Source organism: Nonomuraea sp. NPDC050786, from assembly GCF_040654115.1.
Taxonomy (GTDB): domain Bacteria; phylum Actinomycetota; class Actinomycetes; order Streptosporangiales; family Streptosporangiaceae; genus Nonomuraea.
This window is the reverse complement of sequence record NZ_JBFAHJ010000005.1, coordinates 32736-54667: the sequence shown is the minus strand read 5'-3', so window position 1 is coordinate 54667 and position 21932 is coordinate 32736. Positions and strand designations below refer to the sequence as shown.

Here is a 21932-nt window from a genome sequence, read left to right as displayed (position 1 = left end):
AGGTAACGAATCTCTATCCTGGCTGCAATACCACGTGTTGATCTGGAAAAATCCACCCTTACAACCCAAAGAAAGGCATTTCATGATCCCCCGGGCCAGGCACTTGGTGGCGGCTGCGCTCAGCAGCGCGCTGCTGATGCTGCCTGCCTTCACAGGGATCGCGAGCGCCGAGCGCGACAGCAGGGTGTTCGCCGTCACGCTGGCCAAAACCTCGGCGGACGTGAAGCGGGTCGCCGACTACTGGACGCCCGACCAGCTCAAGAAGGCCGACAGCTACAGCCCGGCCACGCCGGGCGCCGCGGCCACCCCGGCGCCGTCCGCCACCCCGGCCGCCTCCGCCCCCGCCGTGCAGGCCACCTCCCCGGTCACCAGGGCGATCGCCGCGCAGTCCGTGGCGCCGGCGCTGCCGCGCAAGCGCTCGGCGGCGACGACCATGGGCAAGGTCTTCTTCCGGTTCGGGGACAAGGAGTACTGGTGCTCCGCCAGCGCGATCGCCGCCAAGAACCGCAGCGTCGTCGCGACGGCCGGGCACTGCGCGTACGACCCGCGCCAGACCAAGGCGGCGGAGTACTGGATCTTCGTCCCGAACCCCGGGCCCAACGGCGAGACCCCTGACGGCATCTACGTGGGCTCCTCGATCAGCATGCACGAGGACTGGTCCGGCAAGGGCGACTACGACTTCGACTACGCGTTCGTGACCGTGCACCGCGGCTTCAAATGGGTGTCCAAGAACGGCGGCTACGTCATGCAGGACGTCGGGCGCCTGCAGGACAACGTGGGCGGCCAGGGCATCGAGCTCAACAAGAAGCCGGGCACGTACTCGGTGGTCGCCTTCGGCTACCCGGCGGGCGCGCAGCCCGACGGCAGCACGCCGTTCAACGGCAAGAAGCTGGAGATGTGCGGCGCGGGGCCCACCCGCTGGACCTCGGCTGTCAGCATCGACCTGCAGAAGGGCGTGCAGTTGCTGTCGTGCGACTTCAGCCCCGGCGCGAGCGGCGGCCCCTGGCTGATCGGCTACAACGGCGACCGCGGGCTCGGCAGCCTGAACGGCGTCAACAGCCTGACCTGGAACAGAGACGCCAAGGACTGGTACGACGCGGTGTCGTCCCCGTACTTCGACACCACCACCGGAGAGGTCTACCGACGCGCCGCGGCCCTGACCACACCGTCAAAAGTGACCTAAATCACAGCAACCGTTCAATCACTGCTCGTGATCAGCGCTTCCTTTGTCTCGGTACGGTCACGGCGGGCCATTGGAACGATGGGATGATCTACCCAAAATTCACACCGGCTTGGTCAAACCTGTAAATTCCGGGTGTCCTTTTGCTGAGTTGTGGAGGTGCACCAGGCGCCTCTTATCAGCGCAACCTGGAGTTACCTTGAAGCGAATCCTTCTGCCCGCCGGTGGTGCCATTCTGGCGACCGGCCTGCTCGCCGTGGGTCTGACCGGCACTGCGCAGGCTGACGGGGACGTCTCCCGCGACGCCCTGGCCAACAGCACGTCCGACGCCGTCTCCGTCGCCTCCTTCTGGTTCGGCGCGAACGGAGCCGCGCTCCGTCAGGCGACCCAGTACACGTGGGATGCGAAAGAAGTCCGCAAGGTCGTCTCCAAGGGCGGCTACACCCCCGACGGCCGGCCGGGCACCACGGCGCCGACCGGCGAGTCGAAGTCGTCCGGCTCGGCCCAGAACGTGAACCTCCCCAAGACCATCGGCAAGGTCTTCTTCGTCGACGGCTCGGGCAAGTACCGCTGGTGCTCGGCCACCTCGATCCAGTCGAACTACCGCAACCTGGTCGCCACGGCCGGCCACTGCGTGTACGACACGGACAGCAACAGCGCGCTCCTCGACAAGTGGATCTTCGTCCCCGGTTACTACCAGGGCAAGCACCCGTGGGGCATCTACGTGGGCAAGCAGGCCTTCACCCACTACGACTTCGACACGTACGAGGACTACGACAAGGACTACGCCTTCGTCACGGTCTACAACGGCATCCAGCTCGAGCGCGTCAAGGACGTGGACCGCAAGACCTACGACCGCTTCACCGGCCCGAAGCGCTCGTGGGGCGGCCGCTACCACCTGCTGCTGGTCAAGGACGCGGGTCGCCTCGGCGACAACGTCGGCGGCCAGGGCGTCGCCTGGAACCAGCCCACCGGCAAGCCCGTCCGCGCCTTCGGCTACCCGGCGGCCCCGCACCCGGACGGCAACAAGGTCTACAGCGGCGTCACGCCGAAGACCTGCTACGGCAAGACCACCGCCAAGGCGGTCGGCGCTCCCTGGCTCAAGATCGAGGAGCACATCGGCCTCAAGTGCGCCGTGACCCCCGGGTACGACGGCGGCCCCTGGCTCGTCAACTACAGCAACGCCAAGCGCCTGGGCTACGTGAACGGTGTGACCAGCACCTTCGCGGACCAGGACGGCAACGACCGCATCGACTACATCACGTCGCCCTACTTCGACGGTGAGACGGCCGCGGTGTACAACGCGGCCAAGAACTCGTGGTCCGGCAAGCTGGTCACCGCGAACGGCGAGCTGTACAAGTAAGCCCTTCCAGGGGAACGGCGAGGGCCTCGGCAGTGGACGAGGCCCTCGCCGTAGCCGTTCCCGGAGACGTTGGCAATAAAGTCGCTCCGCTCAACGGCAGAGCTACCCGCTGGCAGCGGCCGCCGCCGCCGCGCATGCCGACATCGAGGCACGACGCTTCATGGGTAAGACCTCGCCTCTGACATGACGTCCATGCCTGCCCTCACTCCCCGCCCGGCACGTTCGGCACAGCGGCGACTGCCCTGCCGGCACGACCCGAGCAGGCGCCCTCCCTCCTGCGCCTGGCAAGAGCAACGGAGCCTCCCGCAGCGGGCACACCAAGCTAAGCCATCGCGCCACGGCCACGGCAGGAAAAGCGCATTCCTCGCGAGACAGCAGCGAAACGAGGACTCAGCAGCTCATACGGCGGCCGCCAGGCGAACGCGGTACCCGCGGTACCCGCTATGGGCACACCACCCTCATCGGCCATGAAGGCGTACCGGAAGTCGGCATGCACATGCGACGGCTCCCCCTCTGCCGAATCAGCCGGAACCGAGTGGACGCTGATGTGCACCGGAATGTCGTCATCCGGCATCGCGGGGATCGTGTGACACCATGCGACACCGGTCACCGCCTCAAGCCCACGCAGAGCAGCGCCGTACATGCTGGGATCCCCCGGCTCGACATGCCCACCAGGCAGCCGCCACCGCCCATTCCTCCGGTGCCAGATCATCAGGATGTCCCCGACGGCATCCACGAGGACCGCACTACAGGTGACGTGCAACGGAAAGGTCCTCCGCGAGGCCACGTCGCCGCTCTGCCCAAGGGCCGCAACCAGAGGAGCCGTGTCGAGCCCGCGATGGGGTGCGGCAGCGAGATACCGCGCCAGCACAGCGCCGACCTCCTCATGGGAAACAGTCACGATCACATGGAAGGGCCTGCGGCAGCTCCCCCGCAATCGACTGCCGGACATTGACTTGATTCTTCCCATTGCCGAGAACATGGCTGTCGACCAGCAAATATGTCCATCAGGTCCCTGCTGTCGGCGTTCCCTCCTGATGTCCCGGAGCGACTTCAGCAGGAGGCGCATCGGCAGCGGCCATCCAGCTTGATAGGCAAACTCTCGCGAAGATCTTCTTTGAATTTGCTGACACAGCGTGTTTGCCTTGTCACGATGAGCGTATGCATCGAGGCGATCTGACGAACGCCGAGTGGGAGCGACTCGCGTCGCTGCTCCCCCAGAGCGACAAGCGCGGAGATCGGTGGGATGAACACCGCACGATGATCAACGGGGCGCTTTACCAGGCCCGCACCGGCCTGCGGTGGCGCCATCTCCCCGGGCGCTTCGGCTGCTGGGTGACCATCTACCGACACCACCGCCACTGGACGGCCGACGGCACCTGGCGGCGTCTGCTGGCCGCCGTGGAGATCGCTCAGCAGAACGTCCCTCGAGCGCGCCAGGACGAGGCTCCGGCGATGACACAGCACCCGCGACACAAGCGGGCCACGAGCGATCCGGTGCTGATAAGCCTGCGTGCCCACCTGACCGCGATAGTCAGGCAGAGAGACCTCTAGATCCCGCTCCAGAAGCGGCCGGTTGCCGCTTCGACCGGACAACCCCTTCAGAAGCGGCCGGCTGCCGCTTCGACCGGACAACCCCTTCAGAAGCGGCCGGCTGCCGCTTCGACCGGACAACCCCTTCCCATGGCCCGTGGCACGTCGCCACGGAAGCCACTGAGGCGCCTCAGGCGCTCAGTTCACATAGGACTGGCCGCGGGTCGCTCCCCCAAGACCCGCCTGCCAACCGACGGCCGTCCTCGCCGACCCCTCCCTCCCGGCGAGGACGGCCCCAACCCGGACAGGGCGCCCTCTACGCGGCCCCGCAATCGCCCTCTGAGTGGCGTTCCGGAGAGGTTTCAGGCCTAACCTGAAGATCACCTGTGAGGATTGGAACGACTTAGACGGATTGGGCGTCAATCCGGTTCCTGTGATCTAAGTCACGTTCGACCGACTACGCACTGTGACAGGCCGCTAACGGCACTCCAGTACCATCAGCCACAACCCCTCTATACCCAGCGAAAACGTAACTATCCAATCACCGGCCGCGAAGATCTCTGACTGATAACAGCACGGTAACGGCGGTACGGCCGCCTACCGGATCGCCCAAACCGGGTTTCACCTGCGTAGATCACCACGCTATGTTCCTTGCTATCCCTTTACTGACGCATGGGACGCAAGTTGCGACCCACGACAGAGCAAGGAGCAGTTCCCTTGAAGCGCATCCTCATTCCCGCCGGTGGCGCCCTCGTGGCTACCGGCCTTCTGGCTGCCGGCCTGGCCGGCACCGCCCAGGCCAACAGCGACGTTGCCAGCGACCCGATGGCGACGAGTGCGGCGAACGCCAAGGCCATTGCCCAGTTCTGGGCCGACAACAACGGCGCTGCCCTCCGGGCCGCCAAGGAGTCCAACGTCTGGGACAAGGGCGACGTCGCCAAGCTGCAGAGCAAGGGCGGCTACAGCGCGGACACCAAGCCCGGCTCGACGGCCCCGATCGGCGAAGAGAAGAAGGTCGCCGCGAAGGTCCAGAACGTCAACATGCCGAAGACCATCGGCAAGGTGTTCTTCGTCAACAGCAAGGGCGAGAAGAAGTGGTGCTCCGCCACTTCGATCCAGTCCCAGTACCGCAACCTGGTCGCCACGGCCGGTCACTGCGTGTACGACACGGCGACCAACTCGGACGTCATGTCCAAGTGGGTCTTCGTCCCCGGTTACTACCAGGGCAAGGCGCCGTTCGGCATCTTCGTGGGTAAGCAGGCCTTCACCCACTACGACTTCGACGTGTACGAGGACTACGACCGCGACTACGCGTTCGTGACCGTGTACAACGGCGTGAAGCTCGATGCCGGATCGGCCAAGAAGGTCACGCTCAACGAGTACAAGGACGCTCAGGCCAAGGGTCTGGTCACCGACATCAAGACCACCGAGGTCGACGAGAAGGAATACCTGTCGGCCATCAAGGACCCGAACAAGTTCCTGTACTACGACATCAAGCCGGGTACGGCGAAGAAGGTCGCCGGTCCCGACTACCCCGGCGCCATTGTCGACAAGAAGGAAGTCTCCAAGGCTGACTACGAGGCCGCCAAGGCCAAGGGCAACGGCCGTGGTCAGGGCTTCGTCTACGGCGACCCGGTCGTCGAGAACGTCGACAAGGCCACCTGGGACGCCTACAAGGGTCTCGGGGAGAAGGGCGAGGGCGCGGACAAGTTCGGGAACTACCTGATCACGCACTACTACGTGCAGGACTGGTACGTCCCGGGCACGAGCACCAAGTACTACCGCGTCGACTACTACGTGATCGAGGGCTTCGCCAAGGACGCCGGTCGCCTCGGCGACGTCGTCGGCGGCCAGGGCTTCGCGTGGAACCAGCCCACCGGCAAGTACGTCCGCGTGTTCGGCTACCCGGCCGCTCCTCACCCCGACGGCAACAAGAACTACACCGGCGTGACTCCGAAGTGGTGCTACGGCAAGACTTCGAGCAAGCTGGTCGGTTCGGCTGCCAAGAAGATCGAGGAGCACGTGGCCCTCAAGTGCGCCTTCACCGAGGGCGCCGACGGTGGTCCGTGGCTGTACAAGTACAGCAACGCCAAGCGTCTCGGCTACGTGAACGGTGTCGTGAGCACCTTCAACGACCAGGACGGCAACGGCCGCGTGGACTACATCTCGTCGCCGTACTTCGACGGCGAGACCAACACCGTCTACCGGGCGGCTGCGGCTTCGTGGTCCGGCAAGATTGTCTGAAGTAACGGATAGCGACCGGTCCTAGACCGTTCGTATAACCGTTGCGACCAAAGGGCCCGGCATCCTGCCGGGCCCTTTGGCATTCCCGCCGAAAGTGAAGGCGCCTTGGACGCATGGGGCGTCCAGACGGTGCCATCAATCCAATGTGATCTGCCTCACATAGCCGATCCGGCCGAGATCGAGACGGCGCCTCAGCCCCGCGAGCAACGCTCACAACGCCCTTATGTTGATCAGGGCAAACGGTCGCAAGGCGAGCGTCTTTCGCCTCACGGGCATCAGCGACTTAAACATCACAGAACGGTCACGCCCGGCTTGTCGCATCTTTTCCTTCCAAAGCGGCTACCGGCTAGCAAGATCGACACTGTATGTTCTGGCTATCCCTTTACTGACGCATGGGACGCAAGAGGCGTTCCACGACAGCGCAAGGAGTTACCAAATGAAGCGCATCCTCCTCCCGGCCGGTGGCGCCATTCTGGCCACTGGTCTCCTGGCTGCTGGCCTCGCCAGCACCGCCCAGGCTGCCGACACCTACTCCGCCGACGAGCTGGCCGGCCAGGCCAAGGCCGCCGAAATCCTCGACTTCTGGACGAAGTCGGACAACGCGGCGCTGAAGCAGGCTGTGGCGTTCAACCCCGACGCTCTCGAGGTTCAGAAGATCTCCTCCGGTGGCGGCTACACCTCGGACACCAAGCCGGGCTCCACCGCCCCCATTGGCGAGGAGAAGAAGGTCGCCGCCAAGGTTCAGAACGTGAACCTGCCGAAGACCATCGGTAAGGTTTTCTTCGAGGGCACTGACGGCAAGCTGTACTGGTGCTCCGGTACCTCGATCCAGTCGCAGTACCGCAACCTGGTCGCCACGGCCGGTCACTGCGTGTACGACATCGGCGGCAACGACGAGGTCGTGTCCAAGTGGGTCTTCGTCCCCGGCTACTACCAGGGCAAGGCTCCGTTCGGCATCTACGTGGGTAAGCAGGCCTTCACCCACTACGACTTCGACGTGTACGAGGACTTCGACCGCGACTACGCCTTCGTCACCGTCTACGACGGCATCGGCGGCGTGGCCTACGCTCACGACAAGGTCACGTACGAGCAGTACCGGGACGCTGCCGCCAAGGGTGAGGCGGTGGACACCAAGCGGACCGAGGTGTCCAAGGACGAGTTCGACAAGGCGCAGAACACCCCGAACAAGGTGTACTACGACGTCGAGCTGGGCAAGGGCTCGTCGGAGGCCGGCCCCGACAAGCCGGGCTCTGTCGTCGACAGGGTCGAGGTCACCAAGGCCGTCTACGACCAGGCTGTCACGGACAAGAAGGTCGGCCGCGGTCAGGGCTTCATCTTCGGCGACCCGGTTGTCGAGAACGTGGACAAGGCCACCTGGGAGTCCTACACCGGCAAGGGCACGAAGTCTGCCGGGGCGGACCAGTTCGGGAACTACACGATCACCCACTACTACGTCCAGCAGTGGTACGTGCCCGGCACCTCCACCAAGTACTACCGGATCGACTACTACGTCGTCTCCCACAAGGTCCGCAGCATCGGTCGCCTCGGCGACGTTGTTGGTGGCCAGGGCTTCGCGTGGAACCAGCCGTCCGGCAAGTACGTCCGCACCTTCGGCTACCCCTACGGCCCGCACCTGGACGGCAACAAGCCGTTCACCGGTGTGACGCCGAAGTGGTGCTACGGCAAGACCGCCAAGAAGGCTCTGCTGATCCCGTCCAAGAAGGTCGAGGAGCAGCAGTCCATGAAGTGCACCGTGACCGCTGGCTACGACGGTGGCCCCTGGCTGTACAAGTACAGCAACGCCAAGCGTCTCGGCTACGTCAACGGTGTCACCAGCCTCATCGCGGACACCGACGGCAACAAGCGCTACGACACGATCACCTCGGCTTACTTCGACGGTGAGACCAACGTCGTCTACCAGGCTGCTGCGAAGGCCTGGAGCGGCAAGCTCATCCCGTAGTTCGCTGCGGATCGGAACGAAGACTTGTTCGTCGTTCGTCAGCAGTAAAACCGAAGGGCTCGGCATCCTGCCGGGCCCTTCGGCCTTTTTGGTGAGAAATCTGGCATTCCGACTTACTACAGTGACTTAAGTGTCGATAGGGTCTTTACACCCTTTTTGACAACCGTGGAGCCTCCCCTTGAAGCGCCTGCTCATCCCCCTGGCCACCGCATGCCTGAGCGCCGCCGCCCTCGCCGTCCCCGCCGGCGCCGCCCCTAGCTGGGCCACCGACAACCTTCAGCCCAAGCCTGCCGACGCGTACGGTGCCGCCTACTTCTGGCTCGACTCCAACGGAGCCGCCCTGCGCAAGGCCACCGAATATCGCCTGGACACCAAGACCGTGTCCAAGATCGTGTCCTCCGGCAGCAGCGGCGCCACCGACGGCAAGCCCGGCATGACCGGCCCGACCACCACCAGCACCAAGCCCGCGCAGTCCAAGAACGTCAACCTGCCCAAGACCATCGGCAAGGTCTTCTTCCTCGACAAGGCCGGCCAGTACCGCTGGTGCTCGGCGACGTCCATCCAGTCCAGGAACCGCAACCTGGTCGCCACCGCCGGCCACTGCGTCTTCGCCAACGGCAAGGACGACGTCTACGACAAGTGGATTTTCGTGCCCGGCTACTACCAGGGCAAGGCACCCTTCGGCGTTTACACGGGTGCTTACGCATTCACCGCTTACGACCTCGACACCTACGACGACTACGACGGCGACTTCGCCTTCGTGGCGGTGCACAACGGATTCGCGCTGGCGGGCGGGAAGGACGTCTCGCGCAGCGAATTCAAGGCGTGGGCCGGCGACAAGTGGATCAAGCCGCGCGAGATCAGCGCCGCGGACTTCCTCAAGTGCCAGCTCACCCTCGGCGACTGCTGGTCGGAGGGTGAGGACAAGCCGGCCGACCTCGTCGGCCCCGACTACGCCGGCGCCGTCCTGGAGAAGGTCGAGGTCACCCCGGCCGCGTACAAGGACGCGAAGACCGGCAGGGGCCAGGGCTTCAAGTTCGGCGAGCCGGTTGTGGAGCAGGTCGACAAGGCCACCTGGGACGCGTACAAGGGGCCTGGCGACAAGGGCACCGAGGCCGACAAGTTCGGCAACTACACCATCACCCACTACTTCACTCAGAAGTGGGTTAAGCCCGGCACCTCCCGCAAGTACTACGAGGCCCACTACATCATCGGCATCGCCAAGGACATGGGCCGCCTCGGCGACGTGGTCGGCGGCCAGGGCGTGGCCTGGAACCAGCCGCTGGGCCAGCAGGTGACGGCGTTCGGCTACCCCGCCGCCCCGCACCCCGACGGCGACCGCCCGTTCTCCGGTGTGACGCCGAAGTTCTGCTCCGGCAAGACCGCCACCAAGAGCTACCAGATCAACACGTTCAAGGTCGAGACGCACCAGCTGCTCAAGTGCTCCATGACCGCCGGCGCCGACGGCGGCCCGTGGCTCATGAAGTACGACAACGCCAAGCGCACCGGCTACGTCAACGGCGTGACCAGCCTGTTCCACGACAACGACGGCAACGGCCGGATCGACTACATCAGCTCGGCCATCTTCGACGGTGAGGTGGCCGACGTGTACGCGAAGGCCCAGTTCGCCGAGACCAAGAAGATCGTCGGCCCCAACGGCGAGCTCCTGCAGTAAAAGGCGCACGGGAAGGCCCGGGGTGCTCAAGGCGAGCGCCCCGGGCCGCTTGACGTCTCGAGGTCACACCGCCGTGCGGACGTTCCGAAGTCACACCGCCGTGAGCTCGCGCGACCTCTCCCGCAGCATCAACACAGCGCGCTCGTTCTTGTACGGCTCCAGCCGCCGCCGCAGATCGGCCGCGTAGGACCGCGTCCGGACCGACTGCAGGTCCCCGGCCAGCGCGAAAGCGGTAGCGGCGGCCGAGCACGCCTCCTCCAGCTCCCCGCTCTGCAGCAGCCCCGCGGCCAGCAGCGACAGGTTGAACATCCGCCCCCGGACGTACCGGGCGTCCATGTCGAGCGACCGCCGGGCGTACCGCACGGCCCGCTCCCCCTGCCCCAGGTCGCGGAAGCAGTGGGCGAACTTGGCGGACAGATAGGCCTCGTCGAAGTAGCTCAGCCAGGCGGGCTCGTCGGCGGCCTTGCGCGCGTCGAAGGCGCTCTCTGCCTCGTGCAGGGAGGCGCCGCAGGAGCGGGCGTCGCCCAGGCCCGCGTGGGCGTGGGCCTCGAGCACGTGAGCGGAGGCCAGCAGCGTGTGGACGCGGGCGCGGCGGGCGGCCATCTGGGCGGCCCTGGCGAGGTCGAGGGCGTGGGCGGGCTGGCCCATGTAGATGGCCTGGTGTGCCATGCCGGCCAGGATCTCGCCGCCCAGGGTGTGGTCGTCGGCGCCCCTGGCCAGGCGGAGTGCCTGGATGAGGTAGCGCTGGGCGAGGCCGTGCTGCTCCATGTCGTAGGCCATCCAGCCGGCCAGGCGGGTCAGCTCGGCGGCCGCGGCGGCCAGCTGCCTGCCGGTGGCCTCGCCGTACAGGCCGTCCTTGAGCAGCGGCGAGACGGCGGTGTCGAGGTATTTGACCACGGAGGTGCGGACGCGGCCGCTGCCGAAGCGGTTGTCCAGCTCGCCGAAGGACCGGGTCACCTCCTGGATGGCGGCGATGTCGGCGCGGCCCACCCGCCGCGCGCCGGTGCCGCTCGGATGTCCCTGGGATGGGGACGTCAGCCAGCGGACGGCTCCTACGGAGCCTGCTCCTATTGCGAAAGTCGAGTCGATGAGGAATCTCCGTCTTTCTACGTCGGCCCGCCAGAGCGCCGTCACGGTCGCCACCCCCTCCTGCCACGTGTGCGTGAACTCCTGCCCGAGATCGAGGGGTGTGAGGATGGCGGGCATGCCCAGGTCTTCCGGGGTAACCGGTCGGCCCAGCCGCATCGCGAATATCTCCGTGAGCAGCGCCGGCACCGGATCGCGTGGCCTCTGGCCGCCGATCCAGCGCAGCACGGAGCTGTGGTCGTACTTGAGACCCGGAGTGCCACGCGCAGCTCCCCAATCATTGAGGCACCTGGCCAGTCCCTTGTGGGAGAACCCCGCCTCCGAGATGAGCTGCCGCAGCAGTCGGTTTGGCTCGCGTTCCATCGCTCTCCTCGTCGCAGGAGTGGGCGCCCACATCCTTACAGAGAGCTACTGTTATATCACCTTGGGTAAAGGTTTAAGGCTGTTTCTCAAAGGACAGCAAAAAGGGGGCCCCACTAAGTGAGAGGGCCCCCCTGAAGGAGAGGTCAGAGGCGGGCGACGCCGTCGGCCCGGGCCTGGGCCGAGACGGCGGCCGTCACGGCGGGCGCCACGCGCTCGTCGAACGGGCTCGGGATGACGTACGTCGGCGAGAGATCGTCGCCGACGACCCCCGCCAGCGCGTCGGCCGCGGCCACCTTCATGTTCTCGGTGATGGCGGAGGCGCGCACGTCCAGGGCGCCCCTGAAGACCCCGGGGAACGCGAGCACGTTGTTGATCTGATTGGGGAAGTCGGAGCGCCCGGTGGCCACGACCCTGGCGTGCCTGGCGGCCGCCTCGGGGTGGACCTCGGGCGTGGGGTTGGAGAGGGCGAAGACGATCGCGTCGGGCGCCATGGAGGCGATGGCCTGCTCGGAGACGGTGGATCCGGACAGCCCGAGGAACACGTCCGCGCCGGCCAGCGCGTCCTCCGTCGAGCCGGTGTGGCCCGCGCGGTTGGTGTCGCGGGCGAGGGCCTCCTTGACGGGGTTGAGCCCCTCCCTGCCCTCGTAGATCATGCCCTTGGAGTCGGAGACCGCGATGTCGCCGATGCCCGCCTCCAGGAGGATGCGGGTGACCGCGACGCCGGACGCGCCCGCTCCGGCCACGACGGCGCGTAGGTCGCCCAGCGAGCGCCCGGTCAGGCGGGCGGCGTTCTGGAGCGCGGCCAGCGCCACGATGGCGGTGCCGTGCTGGTCGTCGTGGAAGACGGGGATGTCGAGCCGCTCACGCAGCCGGTCCTCGACCTCGAAGCAGCGGGGGGCGCTGATGTCCTCCAGGTTGATGCCGCCGAACGACGGCGCGAGGCGCGCGACGGTCTCGACGAGCTCGTCGACGTCGGTGCAGTCAAGGCAGATGGGGACGGCGTCGACGTTCGCGAACTGCTTGAACAGCAGCGCCTTGCCCTCCATGACCGGCATGGCGGCGGAGGGGCCGATGTCGCCCAGGCCGAGCACGGCGGTGCCGTCGGAGACGACGGCGACCACGTTGGAGACCCAGGTGTAGTCGTTGACCAGCGCGGGCGTCTCGGCGATGGCGGTGCAGACCCGGGCGACGCCGGGCGTGTAGGCGAGCGAGAGGTCGTCCGCGTCGCGGACGGGAACGGTCGAGCGGATCTCGATCTTTCCGCCGCGGTGCAGCGCGAAGGCCGGATCGAGATCGAGTTTCGCGACGGAAGCAGAAGCGGGCGTGACAGCCACAGCGACCCCTGTAGTCATCGGGAGCGGAAGAAACCTTCGGCGGACGAGCGGGAGCGGGCTGGCTTCGGTAGCTGCCAGAATCCCCTCGTCGGTCGTCTCAGAGGGGTACGGGGGTCACCCGTCTCACTATCGTGCCACATGGTGAGATGGTCTCGGTGTCGGCGCCGACGCCGTTCCGTTGACGCATCGTTAAATCTCCGATGACGGACCGCTGCTAAACCCCATTTAAACTGCACAAAACGCAAGCTTCGGGCATTTCACTTCGAGGAGGCCGTACATGGCCCTCAGTCCCAAGGGCCGCCGTGGCTACGCCGCCGGCGCGCTCGCCTTGATCGCTGCTTTCACGCTGTCCGCGTGCGGCGGCGGCTCCGGCTCGAGCTCCGGCAGCACGACGAGCGCGAGCGCCTCCGCGGCGGGCGGTGTCAAGCTGGTGCAGCCCGGGAAGCTCACGGTCTGCACGAACATCCCGTACGAGCCGTTCCAGTTCAAGGACGCGAGCGGCAAGATCGTCGGCTTCGACGTGGACATCGTCGATCTGGCCGCGAAGAAGCTGGGTGTCACCCAGAACATCGTGGACATCGACTTCGCCGTCATCAAGAGCGGCGCCGCCATGGCGGCCGGCAAGTGCGACGTGGCCGCCGCCGGCATGACGATCACTCCCGAGCGCAAGCAGAACATCGACTTCTCCGACCCGTACTTCGACGCCACGCAGGCGCTGCTGGCCAAGAAGGGCACGGGCGCCAAGTCGCTGGAGGACGTCAAGGCCAAGAACCTCAAGCTGGGCGCCCAGGCCAGCACCACGGGCCTCGACTACGTCAAGAAGCAGGGGCTCAACCCCACCGAGTACGCCGACTCAGCCAAGGAGCTGCTGGCCCTGCAGGCCGGGCAGGCCGACGTGATCGTGCAGGACCTCCCGGTCGTGCTCACCTGGCTGAAGAAGCCGGAGATCGCCGCCAAGTTCGAGCTGATCGCCAGCCTGAACACCGGCGAGCAGTACGGCATCGGCCTGAAGAAGGGCGCCGACCCGACGCTGCTCAAGACGATCAATGAAGAGATCGCCAAGGCCAAGCAAGACGGCACCTACGAGAAGATCTACGTGAAGTGGTTCGGCAAGAAGCCCGGAGAGCTGGGCTGACCCATGGCCGACCAGCCGAAGACGGCTGAGCCTGCCCGCGCCAGGCTCAGCCCTCGGAAGAAACAGCGCATCAGCCGGGGCATCCAGTACGTCGTCCTGGTCGTCGCGCTCGTCGCCCTAGGTCTGTACGCGGACTGGGGCGGCCTGGCCCAGAACTTCGCCAAGCCGGACGTCGCGGGTCACGCGCTGCCGGACCTGTTCACGATCGCGCTGCGCAACACGATCATCTACACGGTCGGGGGGTTCGTCTTCTCGTTCGTGCTGGGACTGCTGCTCGCGCTCATGCGGCTCTCGCAGGTCCGGCCGTACCGGTGGATCGCGATCGTCTACATCGAGATCTTCCGCGGGCTCCCCGCGCTGCTGATCTTCCTGATGATCACGTTCCTGCCGCTCGCGCTGCCCGGCTTCCAGGTGCCCTTCGGCACGTACGGACAGGGCATCCTGGGGCTGGGCCTGGTCGGGGCGGCCTACCAGGCGGAGGTCTTCCGCGCGGGCCTGCAGGCCGTGCCGAAGGGCCAGACCGAAGCGGCCAGGTCGCTGGGCATGTCGGCCACCCGGGCGCAAATCACTGTGGTGATCCCGCAGGCCATCCGCATGGTCATCCCGCCCACCACCAACCAGTTCGTGGCCCTGCTCAAGGACTCCTCGCTGGTGCTGTTCCTCGGTGTCTCGGGCGAGTACGTCGAGCTGGCCAAGTTCGGCAACGACCTGGCTTCCCAGTACGCCAACGCCACGCCCATCATGGTCGCGGGCGTGACGTACCTGATCGTCACGGTCCCGCTGGGATACCTCGCGTCCCGGCTCGAGCGACGTAAGGGGAGCGCCCGATGACGCACGCGATCGACGTCAGGGACCTGCACAAGCACTTCGGCCAGAACGAGGTGCTCAAGGGCATCGACCTCGCGGTCGACACAGGGCAGGTGGTCTGCGTCATCGGCCCTTCGGGGTCGGGCAAGTCGACCCTGCTGCGCTGCGTGAACCTGCTGGAGCAGCCCACCAGGGGCAAGGTGTTCGTACGAGGGGTCGAGGCGACCGACCCCGACGTGGACATCGACGCCGTCAGGCGGCACATCGGCATGGTCTTCCAGCAGTTCAACCTCTTCCCGCACATGACGGCGCTGCAGAACGTCATGATCGCCCAGCAGCGGGTGCTGAAGCGGAGCAAGAAGGAAGCCGAGGTCGTCGCCAGGGAGAACCTGGAGAAGGTCGGCGTCGGCGACAAGTGCGACTCCCTGCCGGGCCAGCTCTCGGGCGGCCAGCAGCAGCGCGTGGCGATCGCCAGGGCGCTGGCCATGAACCCGGACCTGATGCTGTTCGACGAGCCCACCTCGGCGCTCGACCCCGAACTGGTGGGGGACGTGCTCACCGTCATGCGGAAGCTGGCGGAGGAGGGCATGACCATGCTCGTCGTCACCCACGAGATGGGCTTCGCCCGTGAGGTGGCCGACCGGGTGGTGTTCATGGACGGCGGCGTGATCGTCGAGGACGGCGCGCCCGCGCAGGTCATCGGCGATCCGCAGCAGGAACGCACCCGCACCTTCCTGCGCCGCGTGCTCCACCCGGAGGAGTGACCGCCGGCCGCACGCCTGCGCGGAGCGCGCCCCGTCCACTCGGGGCGCGCTCCGGCGGCGCCGGCCGAGCGATCGTGTAATACTCCGGCATGGACCTCACCTCTTACGCCGAGTGGGCACTCCGCCTGGTCAACGACCCGGACCCGCCGCCCGAGCTGAGAGGGCTGCGGGACGAGCTGGCCGCCGTCTTCGACGCCGCCGAGGACGAGCGGGCCGCGGCCGAGCGGCTGAACGCCCTGCTCGTGCGCTATCCCGTACGCCCCCAGCTCACCGACCACGACGGCCGGGGCTGGCACCTCCACCTGGCCGAGGAGGACGCCGCAGGCGCCGTGATGGGCCTGGCGGCGGTGGTGGCGGAGCTGGGCGCGGACCGGCTCGGCCGGTGCCAGGAGCCGCGCTGCGGGCGGGCGTTCCTGGACACCTCGTCCAACCGTTCGCGCCGCTACTGCTCGCCGCGCTGCGCCAGCCGCGCGAACGTGGCCGCCTTCCGCGCCCGTCAGCGGAACGGCTCCTGATCATCGCCGCCGCCGCAGGGGCCAGTAGCGCAGCACGACCCGTCCGACGATGTCCTGGACGGGGCCGAAGTCCCAGCTGTCGCGGCGACCGCTCGCGCGCTGGTTGTCGCTCTCCAGCCACCAGCCGTCGGCACCGTGCCACTGTGCCCGTTTCACGATCAGCCGGTCGGGGTCGCCGGGGAGCCTGGCCACCACGACGTCGCCCGGGCGGACGGCGGCGTTCCTGCGTACCAGGAGCCAGTCGCCGGGGACCAGCGCGGGACGCATCGAATCGCCCTCGACACGCACTCTCATGATCTCCTCAAGGACGCGCTCGGCACCGGACGGACGTCTCCGCCCGAACCTGCCGCGGAACAAGCCTAAGACCCACGGGCGCCGAGCAATCCCCCCTCCTCCGCGGTCGTTCCGCACCCGAGTAAGGTCGGTTGTGGACCAAGCTGATTCAGCATCAAGGAAGGATTTTCTGATGCTCGCACGACTGCTACGACCCAAGCAGGTCGCCTCCGCGCACTGTGACCTGCCCTGTGGGGTCTACGACCCCGCTCAGGCCCGCATCGAGGCCGAGTCGGTCAAGGCGATCATGGAGAAGTACGCAGGCAACGAGGACCCGGTCTTCCGCGCCCGCGCGCTGACCATCAAGGAGGAGCGCGCCGAGCTGGTCAAGCACCACCTGTGGGTGCTGTGGACCGACTACTTCAAGCCGCCGCACCTTGAGCAGTACCCTCAGCTCCACCAGCTCTTCTGGGACGCCACGAAGCTCGCGGGCGCCGCCGGTGCCAAGGGCACCGTCGACGTCGCCAAGGCCGAGGACCTGCTGGGCAAGATCGACGAAATCGCCAAGATCTTCTGGGAGACCAAGGCGGCCTAAAACGGCACATAAGGCTCTGTGCGGCGGCGTCCGCGCAGAGCCTTTTCCGTTGATGGCGAGTCTGAATCGTCCAAGCACCTCCCAGGGGCGGTAAGTTGCAGTTGGCATCGGAAACGCGAGGAGGAACGTGACCGAGGAAACCGAGACGCGCGCGGAGGGCGTGGCCGGCATCCGCGACGTGGTGAGCATCCGGCTCCCCGCCGCCAGTGCCTACCTGTCTGTGCTGCGTACGGCTACCGCCGGGCTGGCGGCGCGGCTTGACTTCACGCTCGACGAGATCGAGGATCTGCGGATCGCGGTCGACGAGGCGTGCGCCATGCTGCTCACCGAGGCGGTGCCCGGCACCGACCTGACCGCCGAGTTCGAGCTGACCGGGCAGGAGATGCAGGTGAGGGTCGAGGTGGCGACCGTCGGCAGCTCCGCGCCCAAGCGTGACGACTTCGCCTGGATGGTGCTGACCGCCCTGGCGGACGAGGTGGACGCGGTGGCGCCTTCCCAGGGCTCCCCCGACACGATGGCGATCGTCCTGCGTAAGCGCCGAGGCGCGGCCCAGAGATCGGCAGGGCCGGCGTGACGGAAAGGACTGGAGCCATGGCCACCAGCGAACACGCCGTGCCCGACAGGGTGCGTGCCCGCATGCTCTTCGCCGAGTTGGCCGAGTTGGGCCCCGAGGAGCCGCGCCGCCAGCGCATCAGGGATGAGCTGGTCGAGCTTCACCTTCCCCTGGTCGAATACCTGGCCCGCCGCTTTCGCAACAGGGGCGAGTGGCTCGACGACCTGACCCAGGTCGCCACCATCGGCCTGATCAAGTCCATCGACCGCTTCGACCTCAACCGCGGCGTGGAGTTCTCCACGTACGCCACGCCCACCATCGTCGGCGAGATCAAGCGCCATTTCCGCGACAAGGGCTGGGCGGTGCGCGTGCCGCGCCGGCTGCAGGAGCTCAAGCTCTCGCTGACCAAGGCGATAAGCGATCTGTCGCAGCGCGAGGGCCGCGCGCCGACCGTGGCCGAGCTGGCCTCCTACCTCAAGATGACCGAGGAGGAGGTGCTCGAGGGCCTCGAGTCGGCCAACGCGTACTCGACCGTGTCACTCGACGCGCCCGACTCCGGCGACGACGACGCCCCCGCGGTGTCCGACTCGCTCGGCATCGTGGATGAGTCGCTCGAGGGCGTCGAATACCGCGAGTCGCTCAAACCGCTGCTCGAGCGGCTGCCGCCACGTGAGAAGCGCATCCTGCTGTTGCGCTTCTTCGGCAACATGACGCAGTCGCAGATCGCCACCGAGCTGGGCATCTCGCAGATGCACGTCTCGCGCCTGCTGGCCCGCACGCTGGCCCAGCTGCGCGAGGGCCTGACCGCCGAAGACTAGCCGTCCCCGTAGAGGGCGTGGGTGGTGGGCGGCGCGAGCAGCGTCGCCAGCCCGGCCACGGCGATCACGATCAGCGGGATCCCCAGCTGCGGCTGGCCCGACTGGATCAGCGTGACGGCGACCGGCAGCACGAAGATCTGGGCCAGCACGCCGGGCGACCTGCCCCACCGCTCCATCCTGAACAGCCCGCCCCACGCCACCCAGAGCAGCCCCGCCCCGATCAGCACGCCGAAGGCCGACTCCGCGAGGGCGGTGGTGAGGTTGTCCGGGGTGCTGACGAGGGTCTCGACCGCGACGTAGATCCCGAGTCCGAGCGCGGCCAGGCCCTCCAGGGCGACGATGGCGGCGGCGACGACGAGGGTGACCGGACGACTGCTCACGCCCGTACCCTACCCCTCGAATCCGTCGGCCCGAGAAATAGGACGTTCGGCCGATAAGGCGCACGTGGCCAGCGGATACGCTGGCGATATGCGCGCCATGCTACTGGTGAATCCCAAGGCCACGACCACGAACGCGCGTACGCGTGACGTGCTGATCCGCGCGCTCGGCGCGGCCGTGGAGCTCACAGTCGAGGAGACCCGCTACCGCGGGCACGCCGCCGCGCTGGCGGCCACCGCGCGGGCCAAGGGGTACGACGTGGTGGCGGTGCTCGGCGGCGACGGGACGATCAACGAGGCCGTCAACGGCCTGCTGAACCCGGTGAACGGCCACGAGGTCCCGTCGGACGATCCCAGCACCGGGCGGCCGGCGCTCATCGTCATCCCCGGCGGCAGCGCGAACGTGTTCGCCCGCGCGCTGGGGCTGCCGAACGATCCGGTGGAGTCCACGGGCGCCGTGCTGGAGGCACTGCGGGAGGGCCGGCGCAAGACCGTGGGCCTGGGACAGGCCCTGTGGGAGGGCCAGAGCCGCTACTTCACCTTCTGCTCGGGCATGGGGTACGACGCAGAGGTTGTACGGGCCGTGGAGGGCCTGAGAGGCACCGGGCGTAAGGCGTCACCCGCACGCTATGTGAACACCGCTCTACGGCACTATCTGGCCACGGACAAGCGGCATCCAGCGATGACGCTGACCGGTCCGGGGATACCGACCGTCGAGGGCGTGTTCATGGCGATCATCTCGAACACCTCGCCGTGGACGTACGTCGGCAGCAGGCCGGTGCACCCGACACCGTGGGCCGGGTTCGACACGGGCATCGACCTCCTCGGGCTGCGGCGCATGGGGCTGGCCACGATCGGGTCATTGGTCCGACAGATTCTCACGGAGAGTGACGCCCTTCCGGGCGGCCGGCACCTCGTACAGCTCCACGACGAGGCCGAGTTCACGCTGACCGCGGACCGGCCCGTGGCCTTCCAGCTGGACGGGGACTACCTGGGCGAACGTGAAACCGTGACATTCCGGTCTACACCGCACGCGTTACAAGTTTTGGTCTAGATGGTTACAATCGGTCATTGTGTGACGCATCCGACATCCATAACAGCCAAAACTTCCCGCCAACCCTCTTGCGTGCACACAGCGTGGCTGACAGTCTCAAGACTGACGTCGGAACGTAGGACCTTTAACAACCCCAAGGGTTCTGCGAGCGTCAGTGGGCAATCCCGGGTCCTTCGCAGGTCCGGGTAATTGTTCGCGCGAGTTAGTGAAACTCTTCACAAAGTAGTAGCCGCACGGAGCCGACCAAAGGCTTCATCTACTAAGGAGTGGACGCATGGACTGGCGCCACCGAGCTGCCTGCCGTGACGTGGACCCCGAGCTGTTCTTCCCGATCGGCAACACCGGCCCGGCACTCATGCAGATCGAGGAGGCCAAGCAGGTCTGCCGGTCCTGCTCGGCCGTCGAGGCCTGCCTGAAGTGGGCGCTGGAGTCCGGGCAGGACGCCGGCGTCTGGGGCGGTCTCAGCGAGGACGAGCGTCGCGCCCTCAAGCGCCGCACCGCTCGCCAGCGCGCCCGCCTCACCGCCTGACCTGCTCGTCCGAGCCACTGCCGGCTGACACCGGCACCGCCTGACCTGCTCGTCCGAGCCCCTGCCGGCTGACATCGGCGCCTGAGCCGCGACAGACACTCAAGCGCCGTCGTCGGCGCGCGTCCCCTAGAGGGAGATCAGGCCGCCGGGAGCGGGATCGACAGCGTGACCTCCGTGCCTCCTTCGAGCCGCGGCTGGATGGCCAGCCGGCCCGACAGCTCGCCCTCGACGAGCGTACGGACGATCTGCAGCCCCAGGCTGGTGGAGCCCTCGAGGTCGAAGCCGGTCGGAAGCCCGCGGCCGTCGTCCCAGACCGTGACGTTGAGCCGGTCGAGCGCGGGCTCGACCACCACCTCGAGCCGCTTGGGCCGCCCGTGCTGCATCGCGTTCTGCAACAGCTCGGTCAGCGCCATGGCCAGCGGTGTGGCGATGAGCGAGGGCAGCACGCCGAACCCGCCGACTCTCCTGGGCATCACGGCCGCCTCGGCCGCCGACACCTCCCCCGTCATCGCGATCACCCGGTCGGCGATCTCGTCGAAGTCCACGAACTCCTCGGGCGCGTGAGACAGCGTCTCGTGCACGATCGCGATCGACCCGACCCGGCGTACCGCCTCCTCCAGCGCCTCCCTGCCCTCGGGCACCTGCAGCCGCCTGGCCTGGAGCCGGAGCAGCGCGGCCACGGTCTGCAGGTTGTTCTTCACCCGGTGGTGGATCTCGCGGATGGTGGCGTCCTTGGTCATCAGCTCGCGCTCGCGCCGCCGCAGCTCCGTCACGTCCCTGATGAGCACCAGCGCGCCGATGCGGCCGCCGCCGACGACCAGCGGGATGGCCCTGAGCTGCACGATCGTGCCGCCCGACTCGACCTCGGTCTCCTTGGCCGCGCGGCCGCTGGCCACGATCATCAGGTCTTCGTTGATCGGCTCGTCGGAGTAGCAGAGCGCCGCGGTGACCCGGCCCAGCTCGGCGCCGACCAGGTCAGCGTGGAGGCCGAGCCGCCGGTAGGCGGACAGGGCGTTCGGGGAGGCGTACGTGACGCGCCCGGCCCGGTCGAGCCTGAGCAGGCCGTCGCCGACGCGCGGCGAGCGCACCAGGATCGGCTCCTCGCCCGAGAACGGGAAGCGGCCCTCGGCCACCATCTGCGCCAGGTCGGACGCGCTCTGCAGGTAGGTCAGCTCCAGGCGGGACGGGGTGCGCGCGGAGGAGAGGTTCGTGGAGCGCTGGATCACCCCCAGGAAGCGCCCTTCGCCGCCCTCGACGGTCCGCCGCACGGGGATGGTCTCCTCGCGTACCGGAACCCCCGTGGACCAGTCGGGATCGCCTTCGCGGCAGATCCTGCGCTCGTTCCACGCGGTGTCGATGAGGTGGCGCTCGCCCTTGGCCGCGACGCTGCCGACGATGTCGTCGTGGTAGACGGTGGGCCCGGTGGTCGGGCGCATCTGGGCGATCGCGATCCAGCCGCTCCCGCCCAGGAGCGGCGCCCACAGGATGAGGTCGGCGAACGACAGGTCGGCCAGCAGCTGCCAGTCGGAGACCAGCGAGTGCAGCCAGTCGAGATCCCCCTCGTCAAGGGCGGTGTGACGGGCTACGAGGTCGCTGAGTGTCGGCACAGATGCATCATGCGTGCTTTCCGCCGCAACAACCAAACCGACTCCCTCGTTGAATGCACACCCGCGTACGAGGGCGGTACTCGGAGCGAGCGCGGACACGGCGTCGTGTGCAGCCCACCGGATCTATCAGGCATCTCATATTGTGAGAACCGTCACAGTGCCGACCT

Annotated in this window: 21 protein-coding genes; 15 read left to right on the top strand and 6 right to left on the bottom strand. The window is 67.3% G+C overall.

Features of this window, described 5'->3' with window-relative positions:
- Positions 1–82: 82 nt before the first annotated feature.
- Together AB0H84_RS12290 and AB0H84_RS12285 are read left to right on the top strand one after the other, a co-directional pair.
- Entirely contained in the window at positions 83–1183 is a 1101-nt protein-coding gene (locus AB0H84_RS12290; protein ID WP_357602195.1) for a hypothetical protein, read from the top strand.
- Positions 1184–1379: 196 nt separating this feature from the next.
- The gene (locus AB0H84_RS12285) at positions 1380–2543 is read left to right on the top strand and encodes a hypothetical protein (protein WP_357602192.1); all 1164 of its coding nucleotides are present in this window, start codon (positions 1380–1382) and stop codon (positions 2541–2543) included.
- 322 nt (positions 2544–2865) lie between these two features.
- Here the strand turns inward: AB0H84_RS12285 and AB0H84_RS12280 are convergent, their stop codons facing one another.
- Positions 2866–3444 (bottom strand): NUDIX domain-containing protein, encoded by a 579-nt coding sequence (locus AB0H84_RS12280; RefSeq protein WP_357602189.1) that lies wholly within the window; start codon positions 3442–3444, stop codon positions 2866–2868.
- A 260-nt stretch (positions 3445–3704) separates the two neighbouring features.
- Between AB0H84_RS12280 and AB0H84_RS12275 the strand changes: the two genes are divergently transcribed.
- From AB0H84_RS12275 to AB0H84_RS12260, 4 genes are all read left to right on the top strand, one after another.
- Positions 3705–4097 (top strand): transposase, encoded by a 393-nt coding sequence (locus tag AB0H84_RS12275; RefSeq protein WP_357602187.1) that lies wholly within the window; start codon positions 3705–3707, stop codon positions 4095–4097.
- Between the two features lie 696 nt (positions 4098–4793).
- Entirely contained in the window at positions 4794–6320 is a 1527-nt protein-coding gene (locus tag AB0H84_RS12270; RefSeq protein ID WP_357602184.1) for a hypothetical protein, read from the top strand.
- Between the two features lie 436 nt (positions 6321–6756).
- On the top strand, positions 6757–8280 hold the full coding sequence (locus AB0H84_RS12265; protein ID WP_357602181.1) for a hypothetical protein: 1524 nt from the start codon (positions 6757–6759) through the stop codon (positions 8278–8280).
- A gap of 178 nt (positions 8281–8458) precedes the next feature.
- Positions 8459–9955, top strand: a complete 1497-nt coding sequence (locus AB0H84_RS12260) for a hypothetical protein (RefSeq protein WP_357602178.1) — start codon at positions 8459–8461, stop codon at positions 9953–9955.
- A gap of 90 nt (positions 9956–10045) precedes the next feature.
- Here AB0H84_RS12260 and AB0H84_RS12255 read toward each other — a convergent pair whose 3' ends face one another.
- A complete protein-coding gene (locus tag AB0H84_RS12255; protein WP_357602176.1) occupies positions 10046–11404 on the bottom strand; it encodes a hypothetical protein in 1359 nt (452 codons plus the stop codon).
- Positions 11405–11547: 143 nt separating this feature from the next.
- On the bottom strand, positions 11548–12738 hold the full coding sequence (locus tag AB0H84_RS12250; RefSeq protein WP_357602173.1) for an NADP-dependent malic enzyme: 1191 nt from the start codon (positions 12736–12738) through the stop codon (positions 11548–11550).
- Positions 12739–13015: 277 nt separating this feature from the next.
- Between AB0H84_RS12250 and AB0H84_RS12245 the strand changes: the two genes are divergently transcribed.
- From AB0H84_RS12245 to AB0H84_RS12230, 4 genes are all read left to right on the top strand, one after another.
- Positions 13016–13873: an ABC transporter substrate-binding protein gene (locus AB0H84_RS12245; RefSeq protein WP_357602170.1), complete on the top strand. Its 858-nt coding sequence runs from the start codon at positions 13016–13018 to the stop codon at positions 13871–13873.
- A 3-nt stretch (positions 13874–13876) separates the two neighbouring features.
- Complete coding sequence (locus tag AB0H84_RS12240; protein WP_357602167.1) at positions 13877–14704, top strand: amino acid ABC transporter permease; 828 nt, start codon at positions 13877–13879, stop codon at positions 14702–14704.
- The gene (locus AB0H84_RS12235) at positions 14701–15444 is read left to right on the top strand and encodes an amino acid ABC transporter ATP-binding protein (RefSeq protein ID WP_357602164.1); all 744 of its coding nucleotides are present in this window, start codon (positions 14701–14703) and stop codon (positions 15442–15444) included. The genes AB0H84_RS12240 and AB0H84_RS12235 overlap by 4 nt, the downstream gene beginning before the upstream one ends.
- An 89-nt stretch (positions 15445–15533) precedes the next feature.
- A complete protein-coding gene (locus AB0H84_RS12230; protein ID WP_357602161.1) occupies positions 15534–15959 on the top strand; it encodes a CGNR zinc finger domain-containing protein in 426 nt (141 codons plus the stop codon).
- Here AB0H84_RS12230 and AB0H84_RS12225 read toward each other — a convergent pair whose 3' ends face one another.
- A complete protein-coding gene (locus AB0H84_RS12225; protein ID WP_357602158.1) occupies positions 15960–16253 on the bottom strand; it encodes a S24 family peptidase in 294 nt (97 codons plus the stop codon).
- A 172-nt stretch (positions 16254–16425) separates the two neighbouring features.
- On the opposite strand from AB0H84_RS12225, the gene sodN reads away from it, so the two are divergent.
- From sodN to AB0H84_RS12210, 3 genes are all read left to right on the top strand, one after another.
- Complete coding sequence (gene sodN, locus AB0H84_RS12220) at positions 16426–16827, top strand: superoxide dismutase, Ni (protein WP_344992164.1); 402 nt, start codon at positions 16426–16428, stop codon at positions 16825–16827.
- A gap of 127 nt (positions 16828–16954) precedes the next feature.
- Positions 16955–17401: an anti-sigma factor gene (locus AB0H84_RS12215; RefSeq protein WP_357602155.1), complete on the top strand. Its 447-nt coding sequence runs from the start codon at positions 16955–16957 to the stop codon at positions 17399–17401.
- 17 nt (positions 17402–17418) lie between these two features.
- Positions 17419–18198: an RNA polymerase sigma factor SigF gene (locus AB0H84_RS12210; RefSeq protein ID WP_176573444.1), complete on the top strand. Its 780-nt coding sequence runs from the start codon at positions 17419–17421 to the stop codon at positions 18196–18198.
- Here the strand turns inward: AB0H84_RS12210 and AB0H84_RS12205 are convergent.
- The gene (locus AB0H84_RS12205; protein WP_357602152.1) at positions 18195–18578 is read right to left on the bottom strand and encodes a hypothetical protein; all 384 of its coding nucleotides are present in this window, start codon (positions 18576–18578) and stop codon (positions 18195–18197) included. The genes AB0H84_RS12210 and AB0H84_RS12205 overlap by 4 nt on opposite strands.
- Positions 18579–18666: 88 nt before the next feature.
- Here AB0H84_RS12205 and AB0H84_RS12200 point away from each other — a divergent pair, with 88 nt between their 5' ends.
- The gene (locus tag AB0H84_RS12200) at positions 18667–19629 is read left to right on the top strand and encodes a diacylglycerol kinase family protein (protein ID WP_357602149.1); all 963 of its coding nucleotides are present in this window, start codon (positions 18667–18669) and stop codon (positions 19627–19629) included.
- Positions 19630–19903: 274 nt separating this feature from the next.
- Positions 19904–20158: a WhiB family transcriptional regulator gene (locus tag AB0H84_RS12195; protein ID WP_344992174.1), complete on the top strand. Its 255-nt coding sequence runs from the start codon at positions 19904–19906 to the stop codon at positions 20156–20158.
- Positions 20159–20295: 137 nt separating this feature from the next.
- Here AB0H84_RS12195 and AB0H84_RS12190 read toward each other — a convergent pair whose 3' ends face one another.
- Positions 20296–21765 carry a histidine kinase N-terminal domain-containing protein gene (locus tag AB0H84_RS12190; protein WP_357602146.1) on the bottom strand — a complete coding sequence of 490 codons (1470 nt, stop codon included), beginning with the start codon at positions 21763–21765 and terminating at the stop codon, positions 20296–20298.
- Positions 21766–21932: the final 167 nt, after the last annotated feature.